At 65.7% G+C, this 14712-nt stretch carries 12 protein-coding genes and 2 tRNA genes; 9 read left to right on the plus strand and 5 right to left on the minus strand.

All coding sequences use genetic code 11. The annotated features are described in order from the left end of the window. Positions 1 to 369: 369 nt before the first annotated feature. The 6 genes from NCR37_RS09340 (at position 370) to NCR37_RS09365 (ending at position 7912) form a co-directional block, all read left to right on the plus strand. Complete coding sequence (locus NCR37_RS09340; RefSeq protein ID WP_250472741.1) at positions 370 to 3726, plus strand: Rne/Rng family ribonuclease; 3357 nt, start codon at positions 370 to 372, stop codon at positions 3724 to 3726. A gap of 189 nt (positions 3727 to 3915) precedes the next feature. Continuing rightward, positions 3916 to 5022: a GTP 3',8-cyclase MoaA gene (gene moaA, locus NCR37_RS09345; RefSeq protein ID WP_250472742.1), complete on the plus strand. Its 1107-nt coding sequence runs from the start codon at positions 3916 to 3918 to the stop codon at positions 5020 to 5022. 85 nt (positions 5023 to 5107) lie between these two features. After that, a complete protein-coding gene (mobA, locus tag NCR37_RS09350) occupies positions 5108 to 5662 on the plus strand; it encodes a molybdenum cofactor guanylyltransferase MobA (protein ID WP_250472837.1) in 555 nt (184 codons plus the stop codon). A gap of 100 nt (positions 5663 to 5762) precedes the next feature. Next, positions 5763 to 7067 (plus strand): molybdopterin molybdotransferase MoeA, encoded by a 1305-nt coding sequence (gene moeA / locus NCR37_RS09355; protein ID WP_250472743.1) that lies wholly within the window; start codon positions 5763 to 5765, stop codon positions 7065 to 7067. 84 nt (positions 7068 to 7151) lie between these two features. Then, positions 7152 to 7427 carry a hypothetical protein gene (locus NCR37_RS09360; RefSeq protein WP_049655276.1) on the plus strand — a complete coding sequence of 92 codons (276 nt, stop codon included), beginning with the start codon at positions 7152 to 7154 and terminating at the stop codon, positions 7425 to 7427. After that, a complete protein-coding gene (locus NCR37_RS09365; protein ID WP_250472744.1) occupies positions 7424 to 7912 on the plus strand; it encodes a GNAT family N-acetyltransferase in 489 nt (162 codons plus the stop codon). Before NCR37_RS09360 ends, NCR37_RS09365 begins: the two co-directional genes overlap by 4 nt. A gap of 7 nt (positions 7913 to 7919) precedes the next feature. Here the strand turns inward: NCR37_RS09365 and NCR37_RS09370 are convergent, their stop codons facing one another. From NCR37_RS09370 to pncB, 5 genes are all read right to left on the minus strand, one after another. Beyond that, positions 7920 to 9377, minus strand: coding sequence for a DNA recombination protein RmuC (locus NCR37_RS09370; protein WP_250472745.1), 1458 nt, complete (start codon positions 9375 to 9377; stop codon positions 7920 to 7922). Beyond that, positions 9374 to 10354 carry a 2-hydroxyacid dehydrogenase gene (locus tag NCR37_RS09375; protein ID WP_250472746.1) on the minus strand — a complete coding sequence of 327 codons (981 nt, stop codon included), beginning with the start codon at positions 10352 to 10354 and terminating at the stop codon, positions 9374 to 9376. Before NCR37_RS09375 ends, NCR37_RS09370 begins: the two co-directional genes overlap by 4 nt. 9 nt (positions 10355 to 10363) lie before the next feature. Continuing rightward, positions 10364 to 11773, minus strand: coding sequence for a sodium:proton antiporter (locus NCR37_RS09380; protein WP_250472747.1), 1410 nt, complete (start codon positions 11771 to 11773; stop codon positions 10364 to 10366). A gap of 5 nt (positions 11774 to 11778) precedes the next feature. Further along, positions 11779 to 12450 (minus strand): LutC/YkgG family protein, encoded by a 672-nt coding sequence (locus NCR37_RS09385; protein ID WP_250472748.1) that lies wholly within the window; start codon positions 12448 to 12450, stop codon positions 11779 to 11781. 130 nt (positions 12451 to 12580) lie between these two features. After that, positions 12581 to 13771: a nicotinate phosphoribosyltransferase gene (pncB, locus tag NCR37_RS09390; protein ID WP_250472749.1), complete on the minus strand. Its 1191-nt coding sequence runs from the start codon at positions 13769 to 13771 to the stop codon at positions 12581 to 12583. A 275-nt stretch (positions 13772 to 14046) separates the two neighbouring features. Here pncB and fdxA point away from each other — a divergent pair, with 275 nt between their 5' ends. From fdxA to NCR37_RS09405, 3 genes are all read left to right on the plus strand, one after another. Beyond that, on the plus strand, positions 14047 to 14370 hold the full coding sequence (gene fdxA, locus NCR37_RS09395) for a ferredoxin FdxA (RefSeq protein ID WP_175944513.1): 324 nt from the start codon (positions 14047 to 14049) through the stop codon (positions 14368 to 14370). Positions 14371 to 14488: 118 nt separating this feature from the next. Then, positions 14489 to 14564 (plus strand) — tRNA-Asn (locus NCR37_RS09400). 62 nt (positions 14565 to 14626) lie between these two features. Further along, positions 14627 to 14702: transfer RNA gene (locus NCR37_RS09405), tRNA-Asn, on the plus strand. Positions 14703 to 14712 lie beyond the last annotated feature (10 nt).

Consider the following 14712-nt stretch of genomic DNA (forward strand, 5'->3'; position numbering starts at 1 on the left):
GCGCCGGTTCGCGCGACACCGCTCTTCCTTTCGCGAACGCCGTCGGGAGGGAAAGGCTCTGTTGAAAGAGCGCTGCGGCTTTCCGTGCGTCCATTTCGAGACGCGGAAAGCCCCGCGCCGCCGTTCGTCCTTGCCACGGGCCGCATCGCCTCTGCGCGCTGCCGTTGTCGCATGTGCCCCTTGGCCCGGCCGCCGCATTCGTCGGCCCGATGCCAGCTTTCGGCAATTCTCCCGCCTAAAATCCGCTCCGGCGTGCTTTTGTGACAACACAAAAAGCGTGGCACGCCCGCCCTCCCGCTTCGCGCCGATGTTCGAATCCGCGCCGATTCGCCAGACGAGGAAGGGTCAAAGCCGCTCTGGAGCCGTTCAATGAAACGCATGCTGTTCAATGCGACGCAGCAAGAAGAACTGCGCGTCGCCATCGTCGATGGACAGAAGCTCATCGACATCGACATCGAAACCGCCGGGCGCGAACAGCGCAAAGGCAACATCTACAAGGGAGTCGTCACCCGCATTGAGCCGTCGCTCGAAGCCTGCTTCGTCAACTACGGCGAGGACCGCCACGGCTTTCTGCCGTTCAAGGAAGTCGCCCGCCAGTATTTCCGCGACGGCGTCGAGATGCGCTCCGCGCGCATCCAGGATGCGCTGCGCGAAGGCCAGGAACTCATCGTTCAGGTCGAAAAGGAAGAGCGCGGCAACAAGGGCGCGGCGCTGACCACGTTCATTTCGCTGGCCGGCCGCTATCTGGTGCTGATGCCGAACAACCCGCGCGGCGGCGGCGTGTCCCGCAGAATCGAAGGCGACGAGCGGCAGGAACTGCGCGAAACCATGGCGCAGCTCGAACTGCCCGAAGGCATGAGCATCATCGCGCGCACGGCCGGCATCGGCCGTTCGGCGGAAGAGCTCCAGTGGGACCTGAACTACCTGATGCAACTGTGGCGCGCGATCGAAGCCGCGTCGCAAAGCGGCGTCGCTGGCCAGCCGATGCTCATTTATCTCGAATCGAGCCTCGTCATCCGCGCGATTCGCGACTATTTCCAGCCGGATATCGGCGAAATCCTCATCGACACGACCGAAATCCATGACCAGGCGCGCGCCTTCATGGATATCGTGATGCCCGACAACCTTCAAAAGGTGAAGCGCTATCACGACGACGTGCCGCTCTTCTCGCGCTTCCAGATCGAGCATCAGATCGAAACGGCGTACTCGCGCACGGTGCCGCTTCCCTCGGGCGGCGCGATCGTGATCGATCACACCGAGGCGCTCGTCGCCATCGACGTGAACTCGGCGCGCGCCACCAAGGGCGCGGATATCGAGGAAACGGCCACGCGCACCAATCTCGAAGCCGCCGACGAAGTCGCGCGCCAGTTGCGCCTGCGCGACCTGGGCGGCCTGATCGTGATCGACTTCATCGACATGGAGTCGGCCAAGAGCCAGCGCGAAGTCGAGCAGCGCCTGAAAGACGCGCTCAAGCACGACCGCGCGCGCGTGCAAATGGGCAAGATCTCGCGCTTCGGGTTGATGGAACTGTCGCGTCAGCGCCTGCGTCCGGCGCTGTCCGAAGGCAGCCACGTGACCTGCCCGCGCTGCAACGGCACGGGCCATATCCGCGATACCGAATCGTCCGCGCTGCAAGTGCTGCGGATCATTCAGGAAGAAGCGATGAAGGAAAACACCGCGGCGATTCATTGCCAGGTGCCGGTCGAGGTGACCGCCTTCCTGCTGAACGAAAAGCGCTCGGAAATCAACAAGATCGAGTCGCGCTTCAAAGTGAACGTCGTTCTGATTCCGAACAAGCATCTGGAGACGCCGCATTACAAGCTGGAGCGCCTGCGTCACGACGATGCGCGTCTGGACGACCCGCGCGCCTCGTGGAAGATGGCCGTCGAAGCGGCGAGCGAACTCGAATCCGAGACCGGCTACAGCAAGCGCGCCGAGGAAGTGAAGCCGAAGCAGGAAGCGGCGGTCAAGGGCATCACGCCCGAGAAGCCGGCGCCGAGCGCGCCGGTCAAGCCCGCGCCTGTCGAAGCGGCGCCCGCGCCCGCCCCCGCGCCGACTCCCGTGCCGGCGACCGGCGGTTTCATCGCCTGGATCAAGAACCTCTTCGGCATTCATCCTGAAGTGAAGCCTGCGCCGGCACCCGTCGAAGCGCAGCCGGCAGCGCGCCCGCAGCGCGAGCGCACCGAACGCGGCGAGCGCACGGGCGGCGGCGACCGCAATCGCAATCGTCGCGGCGGCGCGGGCCGTGAAGGCGCGGCCGCGAATGGCGCGGCGGCCACCGGCAACGGTGCGAGCCGTCAGCCTGCCCGTCGCGAAGATCGCGAAGGACGTGGCACGCGTGAAGGCCGCGAGCCGCGCGAAGGACGCGAAGGCCGTGAACTGCGCGAAGTCCGCGAGCCGCGCGAAGCCCGGGAACCGCGCGAGGCGCGTGAACCCCGCGAGACGCGCGAACCGCGTGAAGCCCGCGAACCGCGCGAGGCTCGCGAGGCTCGTGAGCCGCGTGAGCCGCGCGATCGCGGTCAGGAACGTGGCGCCGAGCGCGCACCGCGTCCGGAAGCCGCCGAGCGTCAGGAACGCCGCGAGCGTCCGGACCGTGGCGAGCGCGCGGACCGCGGCGAACGCGCCGAACGGACGGAGCGCGCGGAGCGTCCCGAACGTGCCGAGCGCCCCGAACGCGCTGAGCGCCGCAAGCCGCAGCCGGAAGCCGCCGTCGAGGCATTGACGCAAGGTGAGACGGCAGCACCGGATATCGCGGACACCACGCCGCTCAATGCCGACGCTTTGGAGCAAGACGTCGATGCCGTCTCCGCCGATCAGGCCGCAGCCGCGCGCGAAGGCGAAGAGCGCCGCCGCCGTCGCCGGGGTCGCCGTGGCGGTCGCCGTGATCGCGATGAAGAAGGCATGACCGTGAACCACGCCGCCGATGTCGCGGAAGCCGAAGGCGCAGCCGAGAGCACGTCGGCGCAGGCCGGTGTCTTCGACGCCGAAGCCGCGCAGGAAGCCGCCGCACGCCGTGAAACGCGTCCGGTTGCAGCCGAGTCGGAGCCGGTTGAGGCCAGCCGCCAGGCGCAGCCGCAGGAAGCCGCGCCGGTAGCAGCGCCGGCCGCGCAAGCCGAGCCGTTGCAAGCGAGCGAAGAAGCGAAGGTAGAAGCCAACGCGGATTCCCAGCCTGCGCCGGACATCTTCGCGAAGCCCGCAGGGGCGCCGGCCGTCGAGAACCCGTTCGGGCCGTCGCCGAAGGTCGCGGAAACGGAACCGGTCGATCCGTTCGCGCCGGTGGTAGTCGACGAGCCGAAGCCCGTCGAAGCTGCAAGCCAGGCGGAAACACCGCCGGAAGCGCCTGTGATCTCCGAGCCGGTGAAAACCGCCGCGATCGCTTCGACGCCGGCTGCGACCGCCGTCGAGCCGATCCAGTCGGAAGCCGCGCCGATGGCGCAGCCCGAAGTGACGACACAGCCGCAGGTTCCGGTCGTGTCCGAGCCGGTGAAGCCTGCCGCGACGCAACCGACGCCCGCCGCATCGTCGACGGGAACGGACGCGTTGAAGCCGATGCTCGACACCGCCGGCCTCGTCTGGGTGAACACGGACGCCGACAAGCTGCGCGCGGCCAATGCCGCCGCCGCGCAGGAACCGGCGCCGGTACGCGTGCCGCGCGAGCGCAAGCCGCTTCCGCCGCTCGACACCGCCCCGATGCAGCAGGTGGAAACCGGCAAGAGCGCGCACTGACCGGTTGCGCGGCCACTTGTCAGGCCGCGCGATGTAGCACGCAAAACGCCATCGACCTCGGGTCGATGGCGTTTTTTCTTTCCGCACTAGTGGAAAGCCCGGTCCGCCGAGCCCGGCTGTGCCCGGCCGGACTTGCCCGCTTCCGCTAAAATGGGCTGATCGCCTTTTCGACCGAAGTCCCGAGCAGCCATGTCCCGACGCATCATCCCGTTAGCCGATGTCAGCGCGATCCCGGATTTCGCCGGCGCCGCCGCAGCGCCATCCGGCTTGCTGACGGACACACTCGCGCGCGCCCTGCGCGACTTGCGCATTTCGGTCACGGATCGCTGCAACTTCCGCTGCGTCTACTGCATGCCGCGCGATGTCTTCGACAAGGACTATCCGTTTCTCCCCCATTCCGCGCTGCTGTCGTTCGAGGAAATCGAGCGGCTCGCACGCGTGTTCGTCGCGCACGGCGTCGAGAAAATTCGCCTGACGGGCGGCGAGCCACTGCTGCGCAAGAACATCGAATTCCTGATCGACCGGCTCGCGCAGCTACGCACGCCCGAGGGCCGGCCGCTCGACATCACGCTCACGACCAACGGTTCGCTGCTGGCGCGCAAGGCTCGGTCGTTGAAGGACGCGGGCCTCTCGCGCGTCACGGTCAGTCTCGACGCGCTCGACGACGCCCTCTTTCGCCGCATGAACGACGCCGATTTTGCCGTGGCCGACGTGCTGGACGGCATCGCGGCGGCGCAAGCGGCCGGCCTCGCGCCGATCAAGGTCAACATGGTCGTCAAGCGCGGCACGAACGACCAGGAAATCGTGCCGATGGCCCGCCATTTCAAAGGCAGCGGCGTGGTTCTGCGCTTCATCGAATACATGGATGTCGGCGCGTCCAACGGCTGGAACATGAGCGAAGTGCTGCCGTCCGCCCTGGTGGTCGAGCGCATCGCGGCGCACTTCCCGCTCGCGCCTCTCGAAGCGCACACCGCCGCAGAAACCGCGCAACGCTGGGGCTATTGCGATGGAAGCGGCGAAATCGGCGTGATTTCCAGCGTGACGCGCGCCTTCTGCGGCTCGTGCACGCGCGCCCGGCTTTCCACCGAAGGCAAGCTCTATCTGTGTCTTTTCGCGTCCGCAGGCCACGACCTGCGCGCCCTGATCCGCGGCGGTGCGACCGATGAAGACGTGGCCACGGCCATCGCCCGCATCTGGGAAGCGCGCGGCGACCGCTACTCGCAGTTGCGCGGCAGCGCGTCGGCGGCCTCGCGCGAAGACGGCCCGCGCGTGGAAATGTCGTACATCGGCGGCTGAGTTTTTTGACGTGATTGCAACTGCGCCCGCCGCTCCAGCATCGAACGTCACCGGACTCGTGCTTGCGGGCGGGCGTGGCTCGCGCATGGGCGGCGTCGACAAAGGCATGCAGCCGTTCTTCGGCGAACCGCTCGCGCTGCACGTGCTGCGCCGCCTCGCGCCGCAAGTGAGCGCCATGCTCATCAGCGCCAACCGGAACATCGAGGCCTATTCGCAACTTGCCGCGCCGTTCGGCGCCCGCGTGATCGCGGACACGCTTGGCGACTACCCCGGCCCGCTCGCGGGCATCGCGGCCGCTCTGCGCGCGGCACACACGGAGTTCGTGCTGATCGCGCCGTGCGACGCCCCGTTCGTCGATGAACGGCTCGCCCTGCTGCTCGGCGAAGCACTCGACGCCGAAAACGCCGACATCGCCTATGCCGCGACGATCGAACCGGCCGGCGAGCGCATCGCGCATCCGGTTTTCGCGCTCGTGCGCGCCTCCCTCGCCGACGATCTCGACGCCCGGCTCGCGGCCGGCGAGCGCAAAGTTCGCGCGTGGTACGCGCGCCACAAGGCGGTGCAAGTGCCATTTCACGAGGATCGCGCGTTTTACAATATCAATGATTTACGCCAGCTAGCCGAGCTGGAGCGCCGGTAACGAGACGCCGGCGCTCGCACAGCGTTGCGCCAGCCCAGCGGCGGCCTTTCGTCACGCGGCGGCTGCCGCTTCTCGCGCGCGTCGCGCCTCACGCCTGTTCATGACCACGTTGAAGCCACTGTCCGGTTGCGTCGCTCAGTACGATCCGAATGCGTTGCCCGTCGAGGCGGCGCAGGAAATCGTGCGTCAATGGGCGATGCCGCGCGGGCAGGCGCAGCAGGTGGAGCGCGTCGCCCTCTTCGATGCGCTGAACCGCGTGCTCGCCGCAGACGTCGTCTCGCCCATCGATGTGCCGGCGTTCGACAACTCCGCGATGGACGGCTATGCGTTCTCCGGCGCGGCGCTCTCGTCGGCAGCGCAGTCTTGCACGCTCGCAGTCGCTGGCGCCGCGCTCGCCGGACGGCCGTTCGAGGGTCGTCCAGCGCCGAGCGAATGCGTGCGCATCATGACCGGCGCACTGATGCCGGAGGGCTGCGACACCGTCGTGCCGCAAGAACTCGTCACCCGCGAAGGCGACGCCATTCGCTTCCCCGCCGACGCCGTCCGCGCAGGCCAAAACCGGCGGCTATCGGGCGAAGACCTCGCGCGCGGCAAGCCGGCGTTGCGCGCGGGCCGCATCGTGCGCGCGTCCGATCTCGGCTTGCTGGCGTCGCTCGGCATTGCGGAGGTCGACGTGCAGAAGCGCCTCGTCGTCGCGTTCTTTTCGACGGGCGACGAACTGCGCTCCGTCGGCGAACCGCTGACGCCCGGCACGCTGTACGACAGCAATCGCTACACGCTTTTCGCGATGCTGCGCCGGCTGAATGTCGAAACCGTCGATCTGGGCATTGTCCGCGACGATCGCGCGTCGCTGGAAAAAGCGCTGCGCGAGGCGACGGTTGCGGCGGACGTGGTCATCAGCTCGGGCGGCGTGTCAGTGGGCGACGCCGACTTCACGCGCGAACTGATGAACTCGCTCGGTGACATCGCCTTCTGGAAAATTGCGATGCGCCCCGGCCGGCCGCTTGCGTTCGGCCGTCTGTGGTCCGGTCCGCGTGCGGGCACCGGCAAGTTGGCGCTCTTCTTCGGCTTGCCGGGCAATCCGGTCGCGGTCATGGCGACCTTCTACTTCATCGTGCGCGAGGCGCTCTTGGCGATGTCCGGCGCCGCGCGGCAAGCGCCGATCGTGATCCGGGCGCGTTGCAGCGAGCCGATCCGAAAGCGCGCGGGCCGCACCGAGTTTCAGCGCGGAATCGCCACGCGCGACCAGGCCGGCCAGTGGACCGTCGCGACGACGGGCCCGCAGGGCTCGGGGGTGCTGAGTTCGATGAGCGAGGCGAACTGCTTCATCGTGCTGGAACACGACCGCGCCGATATCGACGCGGGCGACGAAGTGAACATCGTGCCGTTCGACGGCCTCATCTGACAGCTAACAGTTAATAGCGAACTCATCATGCACGAAGCCGCGGCGACCCACATTCCAACTATCGATAGACGGGGTTCTCCTCCCATGAAAAAGCAGATCTCATCCATCGCACCGGGACAGACGGCCAAGGCGCTGATCCTCGTGTATCTGACTTTCAGCGTGCCGATCGTGCTGCTCGGCGTCGTGGTCGCGTTCGTGCGCTACGGCTCGGTCGAGGTGAGCACGGTCACGAGCGCGCTGCTGCTCAACGCGATCCTCGGTTTCGTGCTGCTGTGGATTGCCTGCCACGCGTATAACTGGGTGGCGTCGCGCTTCGGCGGCATCGAAATCGTGCTGTCCGACGCACCGGAAGAAGCATGAGCGCCGCATCCATTCGGCCCGCCACGCCCGCCGATATCGGCGCCATCTACGGCCTGATGCTCGAACTCGCGGAGTTCGAGAAGCTCACGCATCTCTTTGTCGTGACGCAGGACGGCTTGCGCGACGCGCTCTTCGGCGCGCGCCCGGCAGCGGAGGCGCTCGTCGCGGAACAGGCAGGCGAAGTCGTCGCCTATGCCCTTTTCTTCCACAACTTTTCGACCTTTCTCGGCAAGCGCGGTCTCTATCTCGAAGACCTCTACGTGCGCCCTGCGCTGCGCGGCAGCGGCGTCGGCACGATGATGCTGAAAAAGCTCGCCGCGCTCGCCGTCGAGCGTCAGTGCGGACGCTTCGAATGGTCGGTGCTGGACTGGAATCAGAACGCCATCGACTTCTACGAGAAGATGGGCGCGACCGTGCTGCCGGACTGGCGCGTCGTGCGTATTACCGGCGATTCGCTGGATCGCCTCGCGGCTGACGCCGCCTGAGCGCGCTTCACAATTCGTCGTCGCTCTCGGGCGACGATAAATCTCCCAGAACGCCTGCCGCCTTCTCGTGCGGCAGCGCCTCCACGTCGCGCAGGCGCTTGCCCATCTGACGCGTGCGCGTCTGCGCCGCCTCGATCGACCGCGTGACGGTTTCCAGCTGCGCCTTGGTGCGCGCGAGCACGTCGCCGAACTTGCCGAACTCCGTCTTGACCGCGCCGAGCACTTGCCATACTTCGCTCGACCGCTTCTCGATGGCGAGCGTCCGGAATCCCATTTGCAAACTGTTGAGCAGCGCGGTGAGCGTCGTCGGGCCAGCCACGCTCACGCGGTGCTCGCGTTGCAAAAAGTCGCTCAAGCCCGGGCGACGCAGCACTTCGGCGTACAAGCCTTCGGTCGGCAGGAAGAGCAACGCGAAATCCGTCGTATAAGGCGGCGCGACGTACTTCTGCGCGATCGCCCGCGCCTCGGCGCGCAAGCGCCCTTCGAGCGCGCGCGACGCCTCTTCCACCGCAACAGGATCGGCGCGCTCTTGCGCGTCGATGAGACGCTCGTAGTCCTCGCGCGGAAACTTGGCGTCGATGGGCAGCCACACCGGCGTCGCGACATCGCCCGATGAACCGGCGATACCGGGCGCGTCATGCCGGCCCGGCAGCTTGATTGCGAACTCGACGCGTTCGTTGCTGTGCGGCACGGTTGCGACGTTCTTCGCGTACTGATCGGGCGTGAGCAACTGCTCCAACAGCGATTCGAGCTGCACTTCGCCCCAGATGCCGCGCGTCTTGACGTTGGTGAGCACCTTTTTGAGATCGCCGACGCCCGCGGCCAGCGACTGCATCTCACCTAGTCCGCGATGCACCTGCTCCAGCCGTTCCGACACCAGCCGAAACGATTCCCCGAGCCGCTGCTCCAGCGTCGCGTGCAGTTTCTCGTCGACCGTACGGCGCATTTCTTCGAGCTTCGCGGCGTTGTTCGCTTCGATGTCCTTGAGGCGCGCCTCCAGTGTCGCCCGCACTTCCGCCAGGCGCCGGTCGTTGGCTTCCGAAAGTTGCGCGAGATGCAGCGTCATGGAATCGGCGAAACGCTTGAGCGCGTTGCTTTGATCCTCGCGCGCCTGCTGGCTTTGCTGCGCGAGTTGCTGGGCGAGCGCGTCGAACTGCGCGTTTTGCACGCTCGACGTGCTCGCCAGTTGCGTCGCGAGCGTTTGATGAAACTGCGCGAAGCCGCCCTGCGATTCCATGCGCGAGACGCGTGCATGTTCCGCGATATCGCCGCGCAGTCCGCGTTCGAGCCGCTCCTGCGCGCGGGCATGCGCCTCGCCCATGTCGTTCACGCGATCGGTGAGCGCGGCGAATTCCTCGTCGATATCGACGTTCGCAGCACGCCGCATGACAGCGACGAGCGCGACCAACGCGATGACCAGCGCGACCGCCAGCAACGCGAGCGCGCCGTACAGCAATTCGATCATGAGCCGAGCACGCCAGGGTTGATCGGGTTCGGCGGATTGCCTGCGCGCGGGCCTTCGCCCAGCGCGGCGATCAGATTGTCCGCGGCGAGGTTCGCCATGGCGCGACGCGTCGTCTCCGTCGCGCTCGCGATATGCGGCGTGAGCACGACGTTCTCCAGCGCGAGGAAACCGGGATTCAGATTCGGCTCGCCTTCGAACACGTCGATGCCCGCTGCCGCGATGCGCTTCTCGCGCAGCGCTTCGATCAACGCCGCGTCATCGACGATTCCGCCGCGCGCGATGTTCGTCAACGTGGCCGTCGGCTTCATCAGCGCAAGCTCGGCCGCGCCGATCGTATGGTGGCTTTCCTTCGAGTACGGCAGCACGAGCACGACGTGATCCGCGCGCTTGAGCAGGTCCTCCTTCGACGCGTATTCCGCGTTGAGCTGCGCCTCGATTTCTGGCGCGACGCGCGAGCGGTTGTGATAGATCACGCGCATGTTGAAGCCGCTCGCACGCCGCGCGAGCGCCTGCCCGATGCGTCCCATGCCGATCACGCCGAGCGTCGAGCCGTACACGTCGACGCCGAGAAACGAATCGTAGGACCACTTCTGCCACTTGCCCGCGCGCAGAAAGTGCTCCGACTCGGTGACGCGGCGCGCCGCCGCCATCATCAGCGCCCAGCCGAAATCGGCGGTGCTTTCGTTGAGCACATGCGGCGTGTTGGTGCCGAGCACCTTATGCGCGTCGAACGCCGGCATGTCGAAGTTGTTGTAGCCGACCGCCATGTTGGCCACCACTTTCAGGTTCGGCGCGCCCGCCAGTTCCTTCTCGCCGACCATCTCGCCGGCCGTGAACGCGCCGTCCTTATCGGCGAGCCGGCGCGCGAACTCGTCTTGCGGCAGCACGTCGCCCAGGTTCACGTCGACTTCGAAATACTGTTTCAGGCGCTCGATCACATCAGGAAACGTAGGGCGAGCCACAAGCACTTTCTTCATCTCATGCTCCTAGAAAAATAGCCAGCCGGTGACGGCGAAAAGCGGCAACAGCACGACGCTTGACCAGCCGAGGTAGCCGAAGAAACCCGGCATGCGCACGCCGCGCGATTCCGCGATCGCCTTCACCATGAAATTCGGCGCATTGCCGATATATGAGTTCGCGCCCATGAAGACGGCGCCCGCCGAGATGGCGGCGAGCGTCGTGGCGCCCGTGGTCATCAGTGTCTGTGCGTCGCCGCCCGCAAGATTGAAGAACACGAGGTAGGTCGGCGCATTGTCGAGAAACGACGAGAGCAGCCCTGTCGCCCAGAAATAGGCGAGATGAGCAGGCTCGCCGTTCGCATCCGATACCGCGCGCACGATCCCGGCAAACGCGCCCGCCTCGCCAGCACGCAGGACGGTGATGACCGGGGCGATGGTGACGAAGATGGCCGCAAAGAGCTTGGCGACTTCGATCATCGGCGCCCAGTTGAATGCGTTGCCCGCGCGGGCGCGCTTCGGCGTGAGCGCGAGCGAGGCAAGGAGAACGAGCACGAGTGCCGCATCGCGCACGATGTTCTGCAACGCGACGTGCGTGCCGGACACATTGAATGCAACGCCCGGCTTCCACAAGCCGCTCATCAGCACGAGCCCGATGATGACCGCGAGCAGTGCGAAATTGATCGTGCCGTCGACGCCGAGCGTGGGCGTATCCGGCGTCGGATCGAGAAACGGCCGCCGCGACTCGCCCTTGCCGTGCCAGTAGTAGCTGTCGAGCGCGTAGAAGAGCGCGAGCAGCACGCCGCAGACGAAGAGCGTCGGCAGCGCCAGATGCAGCGTCGTCCAGAAGAAACCGACGCCGTTCAGGAAGCCGAGAAAGAGCGGTGGATCGCCGAGCGGCGACAGCGAACCGCCCGCATTCGCCACCAGAAAGATGAAGAACACCACGACGTGCGCGACATGCTTGCGATTATCGTTGGCGCGCAATAGCGGACGGATCAGCAGCATGGCCGCGCCCGTCGTCCCCATGATGCTGGCGAGCGCGGTGCCGAGCGCGAGCAACGCGGTATTCACGCGCGGCGAGCCGTGCAGATTGCCGTGAACGCAGATGCCGCCCGCCACCGTATAGAGGGCGGCGAGCAAGACGATGAACGGCACGTACTCATCGAGCATCGCGTGGACGAGCACGCCGAACGCCGTGCCGATGCCGAATGCGAACGCGAACGGCACGAGGAACGCCAGCGCCCAGGCCGCCGCGATCTTGCCGAAATGGTGATGCCACACTTTGCCGGCGACGAGCGGAAACACCGCGATGGACAGCAGGATGCCGATGAACGGAACGCCCCACGCCGCCGACAGCGACGCGCCGTCGAGCGCGGCGGCCGAAGCGTCACAGATGGCGCAAAGCGATAGCAGAAAGCCCAAAACGAAACGCGGCACTGGCCTTACGCTCCCCGCACGATGATGGCGTGAACACGATACGGGCCATGCGCGCCGAGCACGATGGTCTGTTCGATATCGCCGGTGCGGGACGGCCCCGACACGAAGTTCACGGCGCGGGGCAGCTCGCCCCGCTCGGCACGCATAAGCGCAAAGGCGTCTTCGTGCGCGGCGACGATGCGCGACGCCGGCACGATGGCGATGTGCGTCTGCGGCAGAAGCGCGCCGGACGCGGGCGTCTCCGGTCCCGACAACAGCACGATGGAGCCGGTCTCCGCCGCCGCGCAAAAGCAGCCGGTGATGCCGACGAGGTCCGCATCGACGGGCTTGCGCAGCGACGCGGCGATGCCCGCTTGCATCCACGGCAGATCGGCGAGCGCGGGCCACGCGACGACATCGCGCGACAGACCGAGCGCGTCGAGATAGCGGGCCGCTTCGGCGGGGGCGTCGGCGAGCGCCTCGACTTCGGCGACGCTCGTCGAAAGTCGCTCCGCCTCCAGACGAAAACGCGCGATCAGTTCGTCGCGCGTGGCGGGAAGCGGCGGACGCGGACCGGCGGGATGACGCGCGAGATACTCGTCGACGGCGGCACGCTCGGCCTCCGTCGGCGCGCCTTTCCTGCCCTGCGCGCTGCGAATGCGCGCGAGAATGTTGCGGCGCGCGGCCGATGTGTCCATGGTGCCGTCCTCGTCGATGCATGCGTGGAGAAGTCGCGGCGATGGATGCGCGACGTGAAGCTGAAACCGATTATATCGACCGGTCCCCGCGGGACGGACCTCGGCCGAACGGCATAGGCCGCATGCAGTGTCAGCTTTCCTCGACCGGCTGCTCGATCCCGAACACCTGACGCAAGTAAGCGAGATACGCCTTGTCGTCGCACATGTTCTTGCCGGGCGAATCGGAGAGCTTCGCCACCGGCTGCCCGTTGCAGCGGACCATCTTGATGACGATCTGCAGCGGCTGATAGCCGAGATCGTTCGTGAGATTCGTGCCGACGCCGAACGCAAGCTGGCAGCGGCCACGGAAACGCTCGTAGAGTTGCAGCACCTTGGGAATGTCGAGCGCGTCCGAAAAAACGAGCACCTTCGTGCGCGGATCGCAGCGATTTTCTTCGTAATGCCGGATAAGGCGCTCGCCCCAGTCGAACGGATCGCCCGAATCGTGGCGCGCGCCGTCGAAGAGCTTGCAGAAGTACATGTCGAAGTCGCGCAGAAACGCCTTCATGCCGTACACGTCCGACAGCGCGATACCGAGGTCGCCGCGATATTCCTTCGCCCACATCTCGAAGCCGAAAATCTGCGAGTCGCGCAGGCGGGGTCCCAGCGCCTGACACGCCTGCAAATACTCGTGCGCCATCGTGCCGAGCGGCCGCAGGCCGTGCTTCATCGCGTAGAACACATTGCTCGTGCCCGCGAACTGCGCGCCGAGCCGCTCCTTGAGCGTCAGCACCACTTCCTCGTGCCACTGCTTCGAGAAACGGCGCCGCGTGCCGTAATCGGCGATCTTGCAATCGGAATACTCGGGCGGCGTGGCGAGCAGCTTGATCTTGTCGCGCAGGCGCCCGCGTCCGGTCTCGTACTCCGGCTGACGCTGCGTGTTGCGGAAGTAGACCTCGTTGACGATTGCGAGCACCGGAATCTCGAACAGGATCGTATGCAGCCACGGCCCTTCGATCAGTATGTCGATCTCGCCGTTGTTCTTCGGCGACGGCGAAATCTGGATGGACTTCTCGTTGAGATGAAAGAGCGCGAGAAAGTCGATGAAATCGCTCTTCATGAAACGCATGCGCCGCAGATAGTCGAGCTCTTCTTCACGGAAGCGCAGATTGCAGAGCTGGCGCACTTCGTCGCGAATCTCGTCGATGTACGGCACGAGATCGACATTCGGCGTGCGGCAACGGAAGCGATACTCCACGTGCGCAGCCGGGAAGTGATGCAGCACGACCTGCATCATCGTGAATTTGTAGAGGTCGGTATCGAGCAGCGAATTGATGATCATGGTTTGGCTGGAACATCGAGCGATGAGACCGCGCGCCGTCTTGCCGCGGCGTGCCTTGGGGCCATGTTACCCGAATGCGCGGACCGGCAAGACGCTCGCTGACCGTTTTTGGCAACCGCGCATACATACATTGCAAAACGATATAAGGCACGTCCCGCGGCGGTCGCGCCGGTTTTGACCGTTACGCTACAATACGCGTTTCGGCGCGCGTACCCGCATTGGCCCACGCAGGCTGCCGGACGCCGCCCTCACGAATTACGCATGCAGGAGCCTGAATGACTCACGTTGTGACCGAAAGCTGCATCAAGTGCCGCTACACCGACTGTGTGGATGTGTGCCCGGTGGATTGCTTCCGTGAAGGTCCCAACTTTCTCGCGATCGATCCTGACGAGTGCATCGACTGCGCCGTGTGCGTGGCCGAGTGCCCGGTGAATGCCATTTACGCCGAAGAAGACGTGCCCGGCGACCAGCAGCAGTTCATCGAACTGAACGCCGATCTCGCGCGCAACTGGCCGAGCATCACGAAGACGAAGGCGCCGCTGCCCGAAGCCGACGAATTCAAGGACGTGAAGGACAAGCTGAATCTGCTCGAGCGTTGAGGCACACGCACGTCATTAGGACGAGTTCGCGTCAGTGCAAAAAGGTGTTTTGAGTGAAGAATCGGCGTTGACAGGGTAAGAGCCGCTCCCTATAATTCCGCTTCTCTGCTGTAGATGTTCCCCGATAGCTCAGTCGGTAGAGCGCCGGACTGTTAATCCGTAGGTCCCTGGTTCGAGCCCAGGTCGGGGAGCCAAAAAATTCAGCAAAGCCCAGTCAGTCACTGGGCTTTTTAGTCAGCTTCACTGTAGTAGATGTTCCCCGATAGCTCAGTCGGTAGAGCGCCGGACTGTTAATCCGTAGGTCCCTGGTTCGAGCCCAGGTCGGGGAGCCAAAGTCACAAA

The organism is Caballeronia sp. GAFFF1, assembly GCF_023630705.1.
In the GTDB taxonomy this organism is placed as follows: Bacteria; Pseudomonadota; Gammaproteobacteria; order Burkholderiales; family Burkholderiaceae; genus Caballeronia.